This is a genomic window from Yersinia aldovae ATCC 35236 (assembly GCF_000173735.1).
Lineage (GTDB): Bacteria > Pseudomonadota > Gammaproteobacteria > Enterobacterales > Enterobacteriaceae > Yersinia > Yersinia aldovae.
The window spans coordinates 1-15,855 of the sequence record NZ_ACCB01000058.1 but is presented as its reverse complement, the minus strand read 5'-3'; the positions used below and the strand labels follow the sequence as shown (position 1 = coordinate 15,855).

Genomic DNA, 15,855 nt, shown 5'->3' with positions numbered 1-15,855 from the left:
CTCTCACGGCATTATGGAAATCAATCAGTTACGTAAAATCAGTAAGTTAGCAAACACGATGGCGGGTTAGTTTGGGTTGTTGTGGGGGTGGTAGTCAAATAAATTTAATCAATTTCTAAATCATAGGATTCAAAGATTACCAACATCATATTCATTAAAAACGTCATTAGAATAGGCCAATCTTCATCCAGTACATTGATGCTATCTGAAACGCCTTGATGAACCAATTGATTCCTAATCTTATAAATTCTCTTGGCTAGAGTTTCACATACTTTAGCATGTGAATGCTCCTTTTCTGCTTCAGATAGAAGATCGCGCATAAAACTTACTTTATCAATACCCGTTCCCTTAATACTGTCTAATGACATCAAGTTAAACAGTTGATATAGGGATTCCTCTTCTTTTCGCCTCCACCCTAATTCCTTTGAGCAATGCATCGCAATTTCGCTAGCCTTTATTTTCAAATTTAACTTTCTCTTTAATGCTATGGCTCTAGGGATAGAGTAAAGCCCCTCAATACATCTATACAGTTCTAAATAGGCATGTTTCCAATGAATTGATGTTAAGAATAGAAATAAATTATCTTTAGGTATCTTACTTGTGGAAATAAAAATACCTCTAGCACGCTCTATCAACTCTTTTAACGGTAAGTGTATTAGCCAATCAAAAGAAGAATATATATAATAACCTATCTCTAGGTGGGAATTATCGTAAAAAGCACTATTTTTATCTATTTCAAAAACAGATAAAGATTCAACCCCATATAATAAATCACCTAACTCATGCCCTTTATAATCATCGGAGTCATGTTGAGAAAGTAAATATTCAACAACAACGTCTTCACTTAATAATGGGTTTGGTTTTAAACCAGAATCTATTACCAAGGCCATTAACATCCCTGTTGTTAGCGATGTCTCATGAATAAATCTATCCGATAAATCAGATATTATACTCATACTACGTTCTAAATGGCTTTTACAATTCGTTAATAAAATATACTTCTTATCATTGACATTAAATGAAACAACCTTAACATCATGAACAATGTAATTGCAATTCAAAATCTCTAAATATTTGAACGTCTCTTTTTCAGCATCTAAGTTTATTGGATCTACAAAAACTCTCATTTTTTCAATGTTAGGTACAGCCACTCCATTAGATATTAACTTAAATAATCTAGTCGAGTAGTCGATCATATTTCTAGCCATTATCTAGCTGCCCAACAAGGTTCTAAAGAATCTAATTCTGGTCCATATTCAAAAAGAACACCGAATGCTTTCATGAAAAATTCTCGTTCAAAATCACCAACTTTCCCGCTGCGAGTTTCTAATTTCTCGTTCAAACTTAGCAAGTCTAAAAACACCCCAATAGTTTCATTATCCGTTTTGTTTAATAACTCTATTTTTGTAACTATACTATTTACAGAATCAGTTATTCTAGATAAGTTATTTTTTATTTTTTCATCATCCAAACTAAAACCAGGAGGCCCATAAATAAAAACAGATGCAGCGGCTACAAATCCAATGCCCGCAGGTGCGCTTGTAAATATATCTTTCCCGCCCCTAATTCGACCTTGAGAATCATCATCTTTTCTGTACAAGTCAAATGTACGGTCTAACTGATTCAATAGTCCTAATATATGAATGAATTCCTTCAAAAAATCTTCTTTTGCCGTAGCTTCTGATGCTTCCATCCTGGCAAAATCTTCTGCAACCTTTTCTTTGATATCTACATTTATCTTTCTAGACGTAAATGCCAAAAATAATTCAACTACTTTATGTCCCTGTTGTTGACTAGCTTGAACTCTTCGCGATGAATCATCTAAAAGAAGAATATCCATATCAGGGATGCTCTTTTTTATTTCTTTTAATATAGGTTGATAGATAGTTTCTAACTGTCTTTTCATATCCCATGGGACCTGTCCTGTATTCAGGACCAACATCCTATATATCAAGCTGTTTATAGACTTAGCTAACCATAGTTCCACTCTCAGAGGATTCTCTAAAATAGTTTTATTTTTATTTGCTTCTAAGATAGCAGTTGTTCTTTGCATACCATCAATGATAGAAATTAAGTCGGAATCCATAGTTGACATTAATTTAAAAAGCTGACTTGGTTCTGTCATTTCTGAAACCGATTTAAACTCTTCTTCGGTGAGTATACCGCCTAGAACCAAAGGCGGAAGTATTGCACCATCAGAAATGTCGGAAACCATTCTCTTTCTTATTCTAATTCCTGTTTTTGTTTTTAGTGGAGCCCGCTGTCCTTCAATACCGCCTCTATTTTCATATACTGTTTCTACTAATTTCATATACTCTGAAACTGTAGTAGTAAGCATCGCAGATAAACAACCTGTTCTCGAATCATGTAAAATCACAAGTATTCCTTTTTATTAAATATGCTGGCACATTAACCTATCATATGGATTCAAACTCACTGCCGCTTCTAAATGATCCGGTGCAAAGTGGCTATAGCGCATGGTCATTTGGATAGTGGAGTGCCCGAGGATTTGTTGTAGTACTAATATATTGCCGCCGTTCATCATAAAATGACTGGCGAAAGTATGGCGTAGAACGTGGGTTAACTGGCCGGTAGGTAGCACCAGTTTAGCCCGGTCGATAGCTTGCCCAAATGCATCATAGGCATTGCCGAATAAGCGCCCTTTAATCTTTGGAATAAGTTTATGCAGTTCCGTAGAAATAGGGACGGTACGGTTCTTTTTACTCTTGGTGTTGATATAAGTAATTTTATTTGGCATCACCTGAGCTTGTCTTAGCTGCTCCGCTTCACTCCAACGTGCGCCGGTGGCCAGGCAGATACGGACGATAATACCGAGATCTTTATTACTTGAATTGTCACACTCATGCAGCAGACGTTTAATGTCGTCCTCATAAAGAAAAGTTAACTCGTTTTCGCTTTCACGAAATAGCCTGACACCATCCAGCGGATTAGCATGATTCCAATGCCCTAGCCTTTTCAACTCATTAAAGACAGCTCTCAGATAAGCATGTTCGCGGTTGACCGTTGCCTCTTTTGGCGGTTTAACGATTCCATGTTTTGGCTTACGGCTGAACTCACCGGCTAAACGCTGCTTGCGGTATTTGGCGAACACTTCCCGGTCAAAATCGGCAACAGCAGGATCGCCCAAGTTATCACACAGGATATTGAGTTTATCTAATCTTGCTTTGCCGTCACTCAAAGAGCGCCCGTGGAGTTCATACCACTGACTGACCAATGTCTTTAACCTCTGCGCGGCAGTCTCTGCCAGTGTGTAGTCAATATCCAGATCGCCACGTTGCGCTAATTGTTCACGTTCAAAGCGCAACGCCTCACCGCGAGTAACAAAGGTTTTCCTAACCCGCTTACTATCACGGCCATCTGAGTAAAAATCACAGACCCACTTCCCATTGGGTAACTTCCGTACTGCCATAAATAAGTCCTCAAGAATAATCCCTTGGGCTTATTTACTGTATATAAAAACAGTAGTCAATGTTTGATATGTAGTATGACAAACATCTGATTAAAACCTAACGCGTACAGGTTTTCTTTGATTTACTGATAGAGCCATCATTGCAAACAAATTTCTCATTTTCACAATGGGATACCCCGCCCTTTTTGCCAGAACAGGGGTAATTTCTAGCTATAGTGATCGTTGGTAAAGATAAAAGAAAAATACCGATTACAACACTAGCTAATAATTTCATTAGATTATTATTCCATTAGTGCGCCGATGTCTCTTTAGTACCGACTATTAATAGCCAGTAATTTCACCAACAACTTTCGCCAGTATATTAACTTCACTAACCGGCCAATTGACATCATTGATACGCCATACGTCACCCGGTAAACGAGCAATATTGCTAATCGAGGTTACACCTGCTTTTTCAATCAACCAAAGACCGTCAGCAACATTTCTAAATTGACGTTCGACCAGAAAATAACGTTTTTCATTAGGGAACGAAATTAATTCAGGTTCAATAATCTGAACGGGCAGTAACTCTGAATCTAGCAATATAGGGGATACATCTATCAGCAAGCCATCTTCAAGGCTTTTATGAGCAATAGATTGTGCGGTTTCATGTGCGGCAGGTTTAACCGGTTCCTGAGGTTCACCCTCACCAGTTGCAAGCCAATGTAATGAAGTACCTGTTTCTAAAGCACAGAGCACAATCTCTTTGCCCGGAAAGTAATCACGTTTGATCCAAGTGCTGATTGTTCCCGTTCCTGCACCTAGATGAGCCGCTAATTCTCTTTGTACTTTAAAACCATAGGCTTGCATCATTCTTTCTACTGCTGCAATCCCACCGCTTAGTTTTTTATCATTCACGCTCGCAAAAACCCCTTTACATACTCGCATATGCATAGTTTAATTCGTGAATTGATGGCAAATACCCACCAATACCTATATTAACCACCATCAAACAGGATGCCCTATGAATCAGAACCTTGCAATAACAGTTACGTCACCCTATTTGTCACTCACTGAGTTCTCAAAATTGAGCGGAATCCCTTATGAAACCTGCCGTGGCATGGTGAAAGATGGTCGTCTACCTATCCGCCAGAAAGTTCGCAAAATGGAAAAGGTTCTCGTAAATATGATCGCTCTCACTAAAGAAGCGGCAAACCAGTAATGTACAACATTCAAATTTGCCAACTAATTGTCGGCATATGTGAGGAAGTAATCCATGTTTGATTTTTCAGTGTCCAAACATCCGCACTTTGACAACGCCTGCCGTCAGTTTGCTTTAAAGCACAATTTAGTCGAGTTGGCAGCAAACGCAGGGATCTCGGCGCAAGTGTTGCGTAACAAATTGAATCCTGACCAGCCACACCGCCTGACCGTTGACGAACTACTGTGCATAACCGACCTAACCGAAGACCCAACGTTATTAGACGGCCTGCTGTCACAAATCAATTGCATGCCGTCAGTGCCAGTCAATGAAGCCTGCCCCGGCAATATCCCGACTTATGCGCTACATGCTACAGCCGCCGTGGGTTCTATTGCTGCCGCTGCGGTGCAAGGTAATCACAAAACGGCATTCAGCAAATCTGCACTGCTGGATAGCGTCAATACTGCGATTCGCCATCTGTCACTGATTGGCCTGACAGTACAGGCGCGCATTCAGTCAACCCCCGCGCTTGCTTCAACCGTTGATGTTATTAGCGGCTTGAGTGCTGTTGCCGGTTTGAGTTGAGGTGTCTTTATGATTATTTCTATTGCTCCACTGTTAAAACAGCAAAGCCCGGTAAACCTGCGTCATTTCGGTAACGGTGTACTGGAGTTGAAGAACGGCCAACGCTGGAAGCCGGGAAGTAATCAAAAGGCGCTTTTACAAGAATTGTCCTCTGCAAAGAAGACGCCAATATTACGCCGTCTGTTCGTGCGTTAATTGGGGGTTATATGCTGCAATTAACGGAAACTGAAAATAAAAGGATGATTGGTATTACCAGAATCTCTGAGATCAAAGGTAAATACTTTCACAATAGAAGTAGTGAAAATATTGCTCAAGAGACTTTTGATAAATCACCGGAAAGTCTACGTAAAACAATTTGCATGTATGCTGGGTTGAAAAGTAGACATGTAACAATGACATTTTCAGAGCTTAGTTTATCTGAAAGAGTAAAGGTTGTTGATGCTTTAAACTCATTAATTGATTTTGTTAATTCATTACCACCATTTATTAGCAACGATGATTGCACTCTGAATATTAATAATTAACCAAGTCGCAATATATGGCGTTTTACTCTCTGGGTTTCGTATTGCCTAAAAACAGGAGTTATTTATGCAGAATACAGCACAAAATATATGGATTGGCGTAGACCATGCCAAGCCGGGTAGTGAGAACACCGCCGTAATCATATCAGTTGAATCAATGGAACTGATGCTCAATGACGCGCGCAGGGATGAGCGGAAAAATCAGGCTGAACTTGTTGCATTACGTTTGGGGGGAGTGGTCAATAAAATTCTAAACCGTGAACTGAACAGTGTAGAGGCGGCAGAGTTGCTTAACCACCTTGCCGAGGGGATTCTCAACCACGCGCAGGCGCAACACTGATGGTTGACGAAATTGTCATTGATGCTCGTTACGCAATTACTTTGTGTGAGCCAACTAAAACTCTAGGCAGCATTCCAAACCTCGTGCTTAACGAGATTAAATTCACCAAAGAAAATGAGAGGGTATTGGCGGTAATTGCTCACTATCCGACAAGAGTTAGTTTGGTGAGTGATTTAATCCATCATCGTATTTATCGCTCTGGCGTTAATTCTATTTCGGCATTGGTTGAGGAAACTAAGCGCCTTGCTGAATTATGTGAGAAAGGATTTAAAGACTTTCACTCTCCTAACTTATTACCTAAATGAAGGAATTATTATGCATATTAAAATCGGCGAAAAACACGTTGTTACTTCTGACAGCCTGCAATTCATTCTTAATGAAGTGAAAGTTAGTCAGAAAGGTAAAAGTGAGGGACAAGAACGTTTAGAGCCTATTGCTTACTTTCTAACTATTGAACAACTGGTGGAGGGTTTAATAAAGCGCAATATAGGTGAAGCACAGATTAATAGCTTTATATCGTTAGCTAATGAAATTGGCCGTATTGGTAAGTTATGCCAAGACGCATTCTCTTCTGTAAATAAATAACACTTTTTGTATTTAGAAAGTATTACATTAATCAATACACCCAAGGCAATAACATGAAAGCTATAGATCTATTTTCTGGTATTGGCGGTTCATCAACCGGCGCAGCCATGGCAGGTGTTCAGGTTGTTTGGGCCGCTAATCATTGGCAGGAAGCTGTCCGGTCACACGCGGAGAATCACCCGCTAGCGGTTCATGTTTGCCAAGACTTACACCAGGCTGATTGGAGTCAAGTTCCCCACCATGACCTCATGATGGCTTCACCATGCTGTCAGGGCCACAGCAAGGCAAGGGGTAAAAAATCAGGCAATCCACAGCACGATAATAGCCGAGCGACTGCTTGGGCTGTTGTCTCTGCGGCCGAATATCACCATCCAGAGATTATCATTGTTGAGAATGTTTCTGAGTTTTTGCAATGGCGGCTATACCCTGCATGGGAGTCGGCTATGCATGCCTTGGGATATTCGCTGGTTCCACATGTTATCGATTGTGCTGATCTAGGTGTCCCACAAAATAGAGTGCGCATGTTTATCATTTGCACCAGAAGTAAAAAACCACTGCATTTAACATTACCGAAGTTTTCACATGTGCCCGCATCAACCTTTCTTGATTTTGGTGCTGGACGGTGGCAGGACATCAACAAGCAAGGTCGTGCTTTGGCGACTCTTGAGCGTGTAAAAAATGGTCGTAAGGCGTTTGGTGAGCGGTTTTTGATTTCTTATTACGGGAATACAAAAACCGGACGCTCTCTTGAGCGCCCTATCGGCACCATCACCACCCGTGATCGTTGGGCGATTATTGACGGCGATAGAATGCGTATGATTGATGCTGACGAAAACATGTTGGCAATGTCTTTTCCATCTAGTTATATCCGGCCTCGTACGCATAAATTGACAGTTCATATGGCAGGTAATGCAGTGCCGCCACTTGCAATGAAAGAAATTATCGATGCGTTGATGGTACAGGCATGAGCCTCAACTTTCTGAGCCGTACTACCCCAACTCCGCCGTTGCCTTATCCGGGCAGCGGCGCTGCTGTTCCTGCCTATGCTTACCCCGGCAGCAAACCGCGCGAAACCCTGCCCGGTATTCAAAGACCGCTTACCCGTGAACAACTGATTCAGGGGCAAGCTGTTTTAGACCATATCGACACACTCCCCCATTTCCTGCGTAGCCAGTTTGTTTCTCGCTATGAATATCTGTTAGCCAATAAAGGTTTAAGCGACGCTAATAAATGGCTGGTATTTGTCTTTGACCTGCGTATCTGGCCGCGTATTCAGGTGGTCAATAGTAAAAATGTTATGCGCCTCAGTGCGTCAATGAGCTTTTCAACTGATGCCCCAACCTATGCCAGCTTGGCGGGTATGCATGATAAAGAGTTGCGCCGCTTTGCCCGCAAAATCGGGGATGAGCTAATGGTGGCATACAACCATCATTGTGATGAATGCATTAAGGCTAATCAGGGTGATAGGGCTGTTTTATTACAGACTGATGCACAGGTACGCATATACGGCGATCTTGCCAGAATGGCGCGCGCTTTTAACATCACCCCGATGCACTGGCGCAAATACCTGAAAGACCGGTTAGATATCACGTCTGCTATCGCCAGCCTGTCACGGCTGGTTAATCCTGAATGGTGGGAGCGCAAACTCAAAGCACAGCGCACCCGCTGGCGGGAAGCGCTATTGATTGCTGTCGGTAATGTCAGCCGTGATATGTCGGCCTCTTCTTATGCCAGTAAGCAGGCTATCCGAGAAGTATTCGCCCGCCGCCAGTCTAATTTGGAATACCTCAAAAGTTGCCAGTTAGAAAACATTGAAACCGGTGAGCGCATTGACCTGATTGATAAAGTCATGGCGAGTATCTCCAATCCAGAAATTCGCCGTATGGAGTTAATGAGCACCATCGCCGGTATTGAAAAATATGCAGCTTCACAGAAGCACGTCGGTATGTTCCTGACCGTCACCACCCCGTCAAAATATCACCCGACCCGCGTTATCGGTAAAGGGGATAACGAGAAAGTCCAGCTTAACCATAGGTGGGACGATGAAGCCTATTCCCCCAAAGACGGCCAGCGCTACCTCTGCAATATTTGGAGCAAAATGCGCACTGCCTTTAAAGACAATAAATTAAGCGTCTACGGAATGCGGGTAGTTGAGCCGCACCATGACGGCACTCCGCACTGGCACATGATGCTGTTTTGCGAGCGTCGCCAGCGCCAACAGATTATCGACATCATGCGCCGCTATGCGTTGAAAGAAGACAGTGACGAGCGCGGGGCCGCTAAATACCGCTTTGAGTGCAAGCACCTGAACAAAGGCGGGGCCGCTGGTTACATCGCTAAATACATTGCCAAGAATATCGATGGCTATGCGCTTGAGGGTGAGCGTGATCATGAAACCGGTGAGCTACTAACTGAATCCGCTGCGGCGGTTACAGCATGGGCGGCAACGTGGCGCATCCCTCAGTTTCGCCCGATTGGTATTCCCTCCATGGGAGCCTATCGCGAGTGTCGCCACATTCGTTTTATCAGTCTGGCGGAGTCGTTTGACGAAACCGTGGAAGCCGTGCGCCATGCAGCTGACGAGGGTGATTTTGCGGCCTACATCGCCGCACAGGGTGGAACCAATAGCGGCAATCAGACTGTGCGTGTAGCCAAGCGCGTCGCCGATGAGCTGAACGCTTACGATGAGGAAGTGCAGAAAGTCGTCGGTATCTATGCGCCGCATTTGGGCGCTGACCATGTTCATGAAACCCGCACAACCCAATGGCGCATCGTTTCGGGTGCCGTTGACGTTGAGCCTTTGACTTTGAAAAGCGCCTCTGGCGCGCCTCGGAGTCCTGTCAATAACTGTGGGTTAGGGGGAAACACCCAAGCGACAAATGACCCCAACGGGGAGGCTAAAACGCCTGTGATGGCGATGGAATACCCACCGGATGCAGTTATTGACTGGTCGGACACTGCCGCCGTAAAGGCGATTGTGGCTCGCGTTAAAGAGAAACAGCCAACGATCAGCAAGATGCAACGCAGTTATGACCCCACCAAGGGCCGACTTATTGCGCCATCAGCCCGTTTAACCCGCGAAGAACGCCAGCGCATCCCACAAATCCGCAACGATTTACTGTTGAACGATATCAGCGCCCAACGCTGGGTACTGGAATCGTTAGCCCGTGGGGCAAAAATGTCTGTTGGTGATGCTGTTATCCATTATCCGGCCTTGTCCGACTGGCCGGAGTTCGATGATTAATCTACCTGTGAGGAAAACCATGACTAAAACCGCCGCAACTACCCGCAAACAGGCACAGCGCAAACGTGATAAATCTGCCGGTATCAATGAGGTTCGCGCCCGACTTGAGCCGGAAGAGTTCGCCATGCTGAACGAGGGCATGGTCGCCAGGCGTCTGTTCCGGCCAGCCTATGATTTACCAGAATATATCGCGCTGCTTATTCGGCAAGATAACCTGCAACTAAAAGAGCAACTGGCCGAGATGGGTAAACAACGTTGCGGCAAATGTGGCGATACCTTGCCGGGAGATCCGAATGGATGCTGTTTGCGGGGTGAAGCTGCGTGCTGGCAGACCAAAGGTATCAACAGCCTATTAATTAGCGCAATTAAACCTTTGTGACGCGTCACATCGGATTATTTTTACAACATATAGCGCGTCACAAGCATCTGATTTAGCTAAATAGCCGCATACGGTATTGACCTTAATATTCTTTTACTCAATACTGTATATAAATACAGTACAATAAGGAACCTGCATGGAACACGTTGATAAAATAGAACTAACGCTAACAAGAATTAAATTTATTGCTGAAGTTTCGCAAGTTGCACAGTGCAGTAATAGTGAGTTTCTTGTCGCCATGTCGCTGATATCAGACCTGACCAGCCAGATAGTGACGAGCCAAAATTATGATGAGATTTTCTATAACGCCGACGGCAAAAAGCCGCACTGATAAATTCCCCATAAAATGATGCATGTGTGGCCCCTCATCGCGATTTGGGTCATGCATGCATATAGTGCATGATTCCGCATGTCGATCCCCTCCCCTATTTCCCCTGTTAGCGCCAGTTCCGGCGCGGATCTCGATGGATCATGCAAGTGCATGAAAAGCGACCTGCAAAGCGCGCAGGCGTGGCGGGGATAGCATTGCGCGCAAAGGGTTTTGATACCCTTATTTATAGATCTTGGGCGGGCCGTAGTGCTGCGTTCGGTTGGGTTGGGAATCAATGCGTGTTCATGGGGTGCAAGGGCGTGGCGGGCGTCTGGTGGCGTATGGCGCGAGGTGTTGGAAATACCATTCTCTTGAATCAAAATAGTATGAGATGTAGGGGTGCCTTGCATCCTCTACGATATAAAAAATTGGTGATATAATATAAAATCTTTCGGGTCATATCGGGAATAATGATGAACGCCCTGACAATCTCGCTTGTTACTATAATGATACCCGGTGTCATTATGGCTATGATTTACGATACCTACACACAGCATAAAGCTTGGGATTCATTTCGCTACATACTGATGTCAGTAGTTTTCGGTATTTTAACTTATCTGTCTATGCAGGCTGTTATCTCTATTTATCAGTTTTTTGATGGTATCAAGGATACTAAAAATATTGTCTGGTATACGTTGTCTGTTTGGTCTGCCGCTAGTGGAGGACAGATAAAAATTTCCCCTCTGGAAATCGCTGCTGGCGGAGTAATATCCATTCCTCTGGGCTTATTCGCTGTTTACCTGAACACCAAAAGAAGTCTTCATACGTTTCTACTTAAGAAAGGTATTTCAAATAAGTATGGCGATGACAATGTTTTTATCCGATCGGTTGAGCTAATGTATGAACGTTCTGGCCAATGTTATGTTGTATTGCGCGATGAAGATATGATCATCAGTGGTCAAATCTATCTTTATAACGAAAATGAGAAAACCCAAGAGATAGGACTTCTAAATGCAACAGTGTCAGAGGCAATCACTCAGAAAGTTTTATTCACGACCAATTTTATTTATCTGTCAAAAGAATACGGCAAAATAATGATCTTTGAAAATATACTGGAGAATAGTAATGACCAATAGTAAAGATGGCGCTAAAGGTTCTAGACAAACACTGGCTGACGGGCAACAGACTTTTGCTTACGATGGTTTTCAGAGACCACTGGTAGGACGTGAAGGTTTACAGACTAATGGAAGACAACTTGGTAACGGCAGTCTAAATGGTTCTACCAAGCCTAACTCAGCAACGTCTCAGGGATTTACTCCTATGGCACCAGCGCCAAAGTTACCACCTCTGAAAGGTAAATAAACCAAGTTGTGTAATGTTAGCAGCATGAAGAGTGCCACCATCGAAATGACGGCACTCTTCAAAACTGTAAGGTCGATATATAAATATTAATCCTCGCTTATCAGTTCATAAGGCTTGAACCGGATCACCTCTTCCCCTATCCAGTCATTCACCTCTTTCAATCGTTCTTGCAACGGCGTTAACTCATTACGGACAAACACTTGTGAGGCTTTCGCCACGTCACCGAAACCACCGGTATTGTTGGGAATAATCCCCATCATCTGCGGTGGCACCCGGTGCACACTGAGCAGGTCGTCGCGGGTGGCGTTCTTGATAATTAAAAAAGTCATCTTTGGTGGCGACTTCGCTCAACGGTAAAATCTGGATGCCGTCTTTTTTGCCATTAGGCGCGTACATAAACAGGTTGCGGAAATTGCCTAGCCCTTTGGTGTCGCGCATCGCTTTACGCATTGCCTCAATATCGCTGCTACTTTGCGCCGCATCAGTCATATACAGGATGTATCCCGCGTGAGCGCCGTTCTGGTAATACTTGCGGCGAAATAGCGTGGCCGCTTCATTGAGCCAAGCCGAATTTAAACCGCTGAGGTATTCCGGTAAACCGTAAAGCTCCTGATTGATATCCGGTTCTATCAGGTGGAAAACGCTCCCAGCGGCGAACAGGTGTTCATCTTTCCAGTTCTGGACAAACCAATAGCACTCTTTTTCCAGCCCCCGGCGGGTGTACTTGGCCGGACTGGGGTCGAGGCGCAGTGGTGCGCCCAACTGGTTACGGCGCACCTCTAAAAATGCATTGCCGAACACCAGATAATCCAGCGCATAGCGGCTAAATGCCTGCTGACTGAGCATGGTGTGGGGGATAAATGTACTTGCCAGTATGTTGCGTTTCACATACAGCGGTGAGCTGTGATGCACCGCCGCCCGGAAGCTGCGCGCCAGCCCGTCAAAGCTGATAGGCGGGTCATACCATTTACCGTTACCGGTGCATTCGATGTAATCCAGTATTTCCCGCTTATCGAGCACGGCGGAGGGTTCGCCAAAGGTGAACGCCTCCACCGGCTGCTGTTGGCTGGCGGTGTGATTGGTTACAGGTCGGTTTAATGCCTTGCGGCCTTTGCGCTTACTCATCCGTAAAACTCCAAGAAGTTAGGGCTGTGACCGCCATATGTCGCGGTAAGGGGTTCATTTAACAGGGCGTGCATAATCGCCCACGCCACATCGGCGTGGCTGGCTTCTTCGCTGCGACTGGCAACATAAGTCGAACTCTTGCCGCTGGCGGTCATGGTCTTGCGAATGGCCATAAATGACTGAGTGATGTCGGTGTGGCCGGTGTCATATTCCAGACGGCCGTTATTAATGGTGTGCTTGGCTTTCAGCACCATGGCGGTTTTGATTTCAGGGGTGTATTTGATTTCTCTTGCGGCCGGGAAGAACTGGCGCACCAACTGGAAAACACCTTGCCCGACGGTAGTCGCATCAATACCGATATATTCGACGCAATATTTCTGCGTTAACTCTTCGATATGCTTGGCCTGTGCTTCAAAATCCATCCCTTTCCACTGGTGGCGTTCCAACACGCGGAACTTGCCGCCCGGCACCATTGGCGGCGCAATCACCGCACACCCGGCACTGTCACCGCCGTTAGCTTCTGACGGGTCATAACCAATCCACACCGGGCGATAACCAAACGGCCGCAACGAATAGGGGTTGTAGTCTTCCCACTCTTCCAGACTGTCCACCATGCAAGCCTGCAACTCCTTGAACGGGAAGACTGACGCTTGATCGTCCACAAACTCGCACATCAACAGGTTTTGATATTCTGACGGGCCGTATTCCAGCGAGAGCTGGTTAAGGTCAAACAGGTTACAGCCGCCCGCCAGTGCATCTTCAACCGTCACAATCTGCCGCCACTGACCATCAGCACACAGCGCGCCACGGGCTAAATGGCTGTGGCTTAAATCCAGTTGGATATGGTCGGATTTATTGCGGCGGCCTTTATTGAACAGCTCACCAGACCAGAACGGATAGGCACTGTGCGCCAGACTCGACGGCGTGGAGAAATAGGTGGTACGCCATTTTTTGTGTAATGACATGCCGCTGGCGACTTTGCGCAGCTCCTGAAACTTGGGGATCCAGAAATATTCGTCGAGATAGAGATTGCCGGTGTAGCTCTGCGCGGTACGAACATTCGTGCCGAGAAAGAACAGGCGCGCGCCGTTCGGTAACACCATCGGGTCGCCTTTCAGATCAACGTCAACCATGCGGGCAAAGTCGATAATGTAGCTTTTGAACACATGCGCCTGTGCCTTACTGGCGGACAGGAATATCTGATTACGTCCCGTCACGATGGCGTCCAGCAGCGCTTCGCGGGCAAAGAAGAAGGTTGCGCCAATCTGGCGCGATTTCAGGATATTGCGGATACGGTGAGTAAGTCCGGCCTCAAACCAGTTGCGCTGATAATCAAAGATATTTTCGTGAAAGATAGATTCCAGCTTTTCAATCGCGGATTCACTGAACAGATTTTTATCCGGGGTTTTGCGCTCCCCTTTGTTGCGGTTCGCCACGTTTGGATTTAAATCCGCTTCGCTGCCGGTCTGGCTGTAGCGGTTCACCCGCGCCAGCCGTTCAATCTGGCGGCCTAACAGGTCAATCTCTTTAAAGTCCCGCCCCTCTTTGGCGTCTTTCATGATGAGCTGAATCAACCGCGCTTCCATGCTGGTTTCCACGCGAGAAATGGGCGCAATAGCATCCCACCCGTCGCGCTTCTTCCAGCTCTGCACAGTCGGCGATTTCAGGGCCAGCGTATCCGCAATCTGGCGCACAGAGAAGCCCTGCCAGTAAAGCAAAGCCGCCTGTCGCCGTGGGTCGCTGATGATGGTGCTCGGTGTCGTATTCATGCCATTAGGCTACGCGACCAGCCCGACCCTCTGCGCGTCCTCGCTGTTGTGCCAGCCCCGTCACAACGGGCTTTCGTTGTTGCTGTCGCCATACATCCGGAAACTAAGCCCCGAACCGAATAACCATAATCACACTGAATGGAGCCGCTCATGGCTAAGAAAGTTTCTAAGTATTTTCGTATCGGCGTTGAGGGGGATACCTGCGACGGGCGAGTGATTGACGCCAACGATATCAACCAAATGGCCGAGTCATTTGATCAGCGCGTCTACGGTTGCCGCATCAATCTGGAACATCTGAAAAGTTACTCACCGGACAGCACCTTCCGCCGTTATGGCGATGTGATCGGTCTGAAAGCGGAAACCATTGACGATGATTCAGCGCTGAACGGTAAGCGCGCATTGTTCGCCCAAATCAGCCCCACTGACGAACTGGTATTGATGAATAAAGATCGCCAAAAAATCTACACATCGATGGAGATCCGCCCGAACTTTGCCAATAGCGGTAAAGCCTACCTGGTCGGTCTGGCGGTGACCGATGACCCCGCCAGCCTTGGCACCGAAATGTTGGAATTCAGCGCCAAAGCCAAACACAACCCACTGGCCGCCCGTAAGTCTCACCCGGATAACTTTTTCTCTGCGGCGGTTGAAGTGCAACTGGAATTTGAAGACGTGGCCGAGCCGGGTGTCACCTTACTCAGCATGGTGAAGTCAGTATTCAGCCGCAAACAGGCAACTGATGACGCCCGTTTTAATGATGTGCATGAGGCGGTGAATGCCGTGGCAGTGCATGTGCAGGAACAGGGGAAACCATTGAGACCCGTTTTACCTCTATTGAGAAGCAATTTGCTGATCAAGTGGTGGAGCTGAAACAGAGCATCGAAAAGGGAAAACAAGGGGTTACGTCCCTCGAAACCAAACTTTCTATCACTGAAAACTTTAGCCAGACCAAACGCCCGGAATCCACCGGCGGCAACAATCAAAACGATGTATTGACTGACTGCTAGTTGGGGTCACTGGCCGCCGGC

At 45.7% G+C, this 15,855-nt stretch carries 19 protein-coding genes and 2 pseudogenes; 14 read left to right on the top strand and 7 right to left on the bottom strand.

Translation table 11 applies throughout. The features are described 5' to 3' along the window. Window positions 1-104 precede the first annotated feature (104 nt). The 5 genes from YALDO0001_RS18175 to YALDO0001_RS18160 form a co-directional block, all read right to left on the bottom strand. Window positions 105-1,208, bottom strand: coding sequence for a hypothetical protein (locus YALDO0001_RS18175; RefSeq protein ID WP_049596254.1), 1,104 nt, complete (start codon window positions 1,206-1,208; stop codon window positions 105-107). Next, window positions 1,208-2,377 carry a hypothetical protein gene (locus YALDO0001_RS18170; RefSeq protein ID WP_004705380.1) on the bottom strand — a complete coding sequence of 390 codons (1,170 nt, stop codon included), beginning with the start codon at window positions 2,375-2,377 and terminating at the stop codon, window positions 1,208-1,210. The genes YALDO0001_RS18175 and YALDO0001_RS18170 overlap by 1 nt, the downstream gene beginning before the upstream one ends. Window positions 2,378-2,392: 15 nt before the next feature. Beyond that, the gene (locus tag YALDO0001_RS18165; protein WP_004705379.1) at window positions 2,393-3,430 is read right to left on the bottom strand and encodes a phage integrase; all 1,038 of its coding nucleotides are present in this window, start codon (window positions 3,428-3,430) and stop codon (window positions 2,393-2,395) included. Between the two features lie 97 nt (window positions 3,431-3,527). Further along, entirely contained in the window at window positions 3,528-3,704 is a 177-nt protein-coding gene (locus YALDO0001_RS22665) for a YdcA family protein (RefSeq protein ID WP_486684809.1), read from the bottom strand. A 47-nt stretch (window positions 3,705-3,751) separates the two neighbouring features. After that, on the bottom strand, window positions 3,752-4,363 hold the full coding sequence (locus YALDO0001_RS18160; RefSeq protein ID WP_049596253.1) for a phage repressor protein CI: 612 nt from the start codon (window positions 4,361-4,363) through the stop codon (window positions 3,752-3,754). A 70-nt stretch (window positions 4,364-4,433) separates the two neighbouring features. Between YALDO0001_RS18160 and YALDO0001_RS18155 the strand changes: the two genes are divergently transcribed. The 13 genes from YALDO0001_RS18155 to YALDO0001_RS18090 all read left to right on the top strand — a co-directional run bounded on the left by YALDO0001_RS18155 (window position 4,434) and on the right by YALDO0001_RS18090 (window position 11,936). Then, entirely contained in the window at window positions 4,434-4,631 is a 198-nt protein-coding gene (locus YALDO0001_RS18155; protein WP_014609005.1) for a hypothetical protein, read from the top strand. A 54-nt stretch (window positions 4,632-4,685) separates the two neighbouring features. Beyond that, entirely contained in the window at window positions 4,686-5,195 is a 510-nt protein-coding gene (locus tag YALDO0001_RS18150; protein ID WP_004705374.1) for a phage regulatory CII family protein, read from the top strand. Between the two features lie 9 nt (window positions 5,196-5,204). Next, the gene (locus YALDO0001_RS18145) at window positions 5,205-5,390 is read left to right on the top strand and encodes a phage filamentation protein Fil family protein (protein ID WP_004705373.1); all 186 of its coding nucleotides are present in this window, start codon (window positions 5,205-5,207) and stop codon (window positions 5,388-5,390) included. Window positions 5,391-5,401: 11 nt separating this feature from the next. Continuing rightward, window positions 5,402-5,719, top strand: coding sequence for a phage replication protein B (gene repB / locus YALDO0001_RS18140; protein WP_004705370.1), 318 nt, complete (start codon window positions 5,402-5,404; stop codon window positions 5,717-5,719). A gap of 64 nt (window positions 5,720-5,783) precedes the next feature. Continuing rightward, a complete protein-coding gene (locus YALDO0001_RS18135; protein WP_004705369.1) occupies window positions 5,784-6,056 on the top strand; it encodes a DUF2732 family protein in 273 nt (90 codons plus the stop codon). After that, a complete protein-coding gene (locus YALDO0001_RS18130; RefSeq protein ID WP_042840493.1) occupies window positions 6,056-6,361 on the top strand; it encodes a DUF5405 family protein in 306 nt (101 codons plus the stop codon). Before YALDO0001_RS18135 ends, YALDO0001_RS18130 begins: the two co-directional genes overlap by 1 nt. 10 nt (window positions 6,362-6,371) lie before the next feature. Further along, window positions 6,372-6,641, top strand: coding sequence for a DUF5405 family protein (locus YALDO0001_RS18125; protein ID WP_004705364.1), 270 nt, complete (start codon window positions 6,372-6,374; stop codon window positions 6,639-6,641). A 53-nt stretch (window positions 6,642-6,694) separates the two neighbouring features. Continuing rightward, window positions 6,695-7,609 (top strand): DNA cytosine methyltransferase, encoded by a 915-nt coding sequence (locus tag YALDO0001_RS18120; RefSeq protein WP_004705361.1) that lies wholly within the window; start codon window positions 6,695-6,697, stop codon window positions 7,607-7,609. Beyond that, entirely contained in the window at window positions 7,606-9,885 is a 2,280-nt protein-coding gene (locus YALDO0001_RS18115) for a replication endonuclease (RefSeq protein ID WP_042840491.1), read from the top strand. The genes YALDO0001_RS18120 and YALDO0001_RS18115 overlap by 4 nt, the downstream gene beginning before the upstream one ends. Window positions 9,886-9,904: 19 nt before the next feature. Beyond that, on the top strand, window positions 9,905-10,264 hold the full coding sequence (locus YALDO0001_RS18110; RefSeq protein WP_042840489.1) for a hypothetical protein: 360 nt from the start codon (window positions 9,905-9,907) through the stop codon (window positions 10,262-10,264). Between the two features lie 136 nt (window positions 10,265-10,400). Next, window positions 10,401-10,595 carry a hypothetical protein gene (locus tag YALDO0001_RS18105; protein ID WP_004705355.1) on the top strand — a complete coding sequence of 65 codons (195 nt, stop codon included), beginning with the start codon at window positions 10,401-10,403 and terminating at the stop codon, window positions 10,593-10,595. Between the two features lie 503 nt (window positions 10,596-11,098). After that, window positions 11,099-11,710 (top strand): hypothetical protein, encoded by a 612-nt coding sequence (locus YALDO0001_RS18095; protein WP_231585798.1) that lies wholly within the window; start codon window positions 11,099-11,101, stop codon window positions 11,708-11,710. Beyond that, window positions 11,700-11,936 (top strand): hypothetical protein, encoded by a 237-nt coding sequence (locus tag YALDO0001_RS18090; protein WP_042840486.1) that lies wholly within the window; start codon window positions 11,700-11,702, stop codon window positions 11,934-11,936. Before YALDO0001_RS18095 ends, YALDO0001_RS18090 begins: the two co-directional genes overlap by 11 nt. An 86-nt stretch (window positions 11,937-12,022) precedes the next feature. On the opposite strand, the pseudogene YALDO0001_RS18085 reads toward YALDO0001_RS18090, so the two are convergent. Both YALDO0001_RS18085 and YALDO0001_RS18080 read right to left on the bottom strand, forming a co-directional pair. Next, window positions 12,023-13,061 (bottom strand): annotated as a pseudogene (locus YALDO0001_RS18085) (phage portal protein). Further along, a complete protein-coding gene (locus YALDO0001_RS18080; protein ID WP_004705347.1) occupies window positions 13,058-14,830 on the bottom strand; it encodes a terminase ATPase subunit family protein in 1,773 nt (590 codons plus the stop codon). Before YALDO0001_RS18080 ends, YALDO0001_RS18085 begins: the two are co-directional and overlap by 4 nt. 150 nt (window positions 14,831-14,980) lie before the next feature. Here YALDO0001_RS18080 and YALDO0001_RS18075 point away from each other — a divergent pair. Then, window positions 14,981-15,834, top strand: a pseudogene (locus YALDO0001_RS18075) (GPO family capsid scaffolding protein). Window positions 15,835-15,855 lie beyond the last annotated feature (21 nt).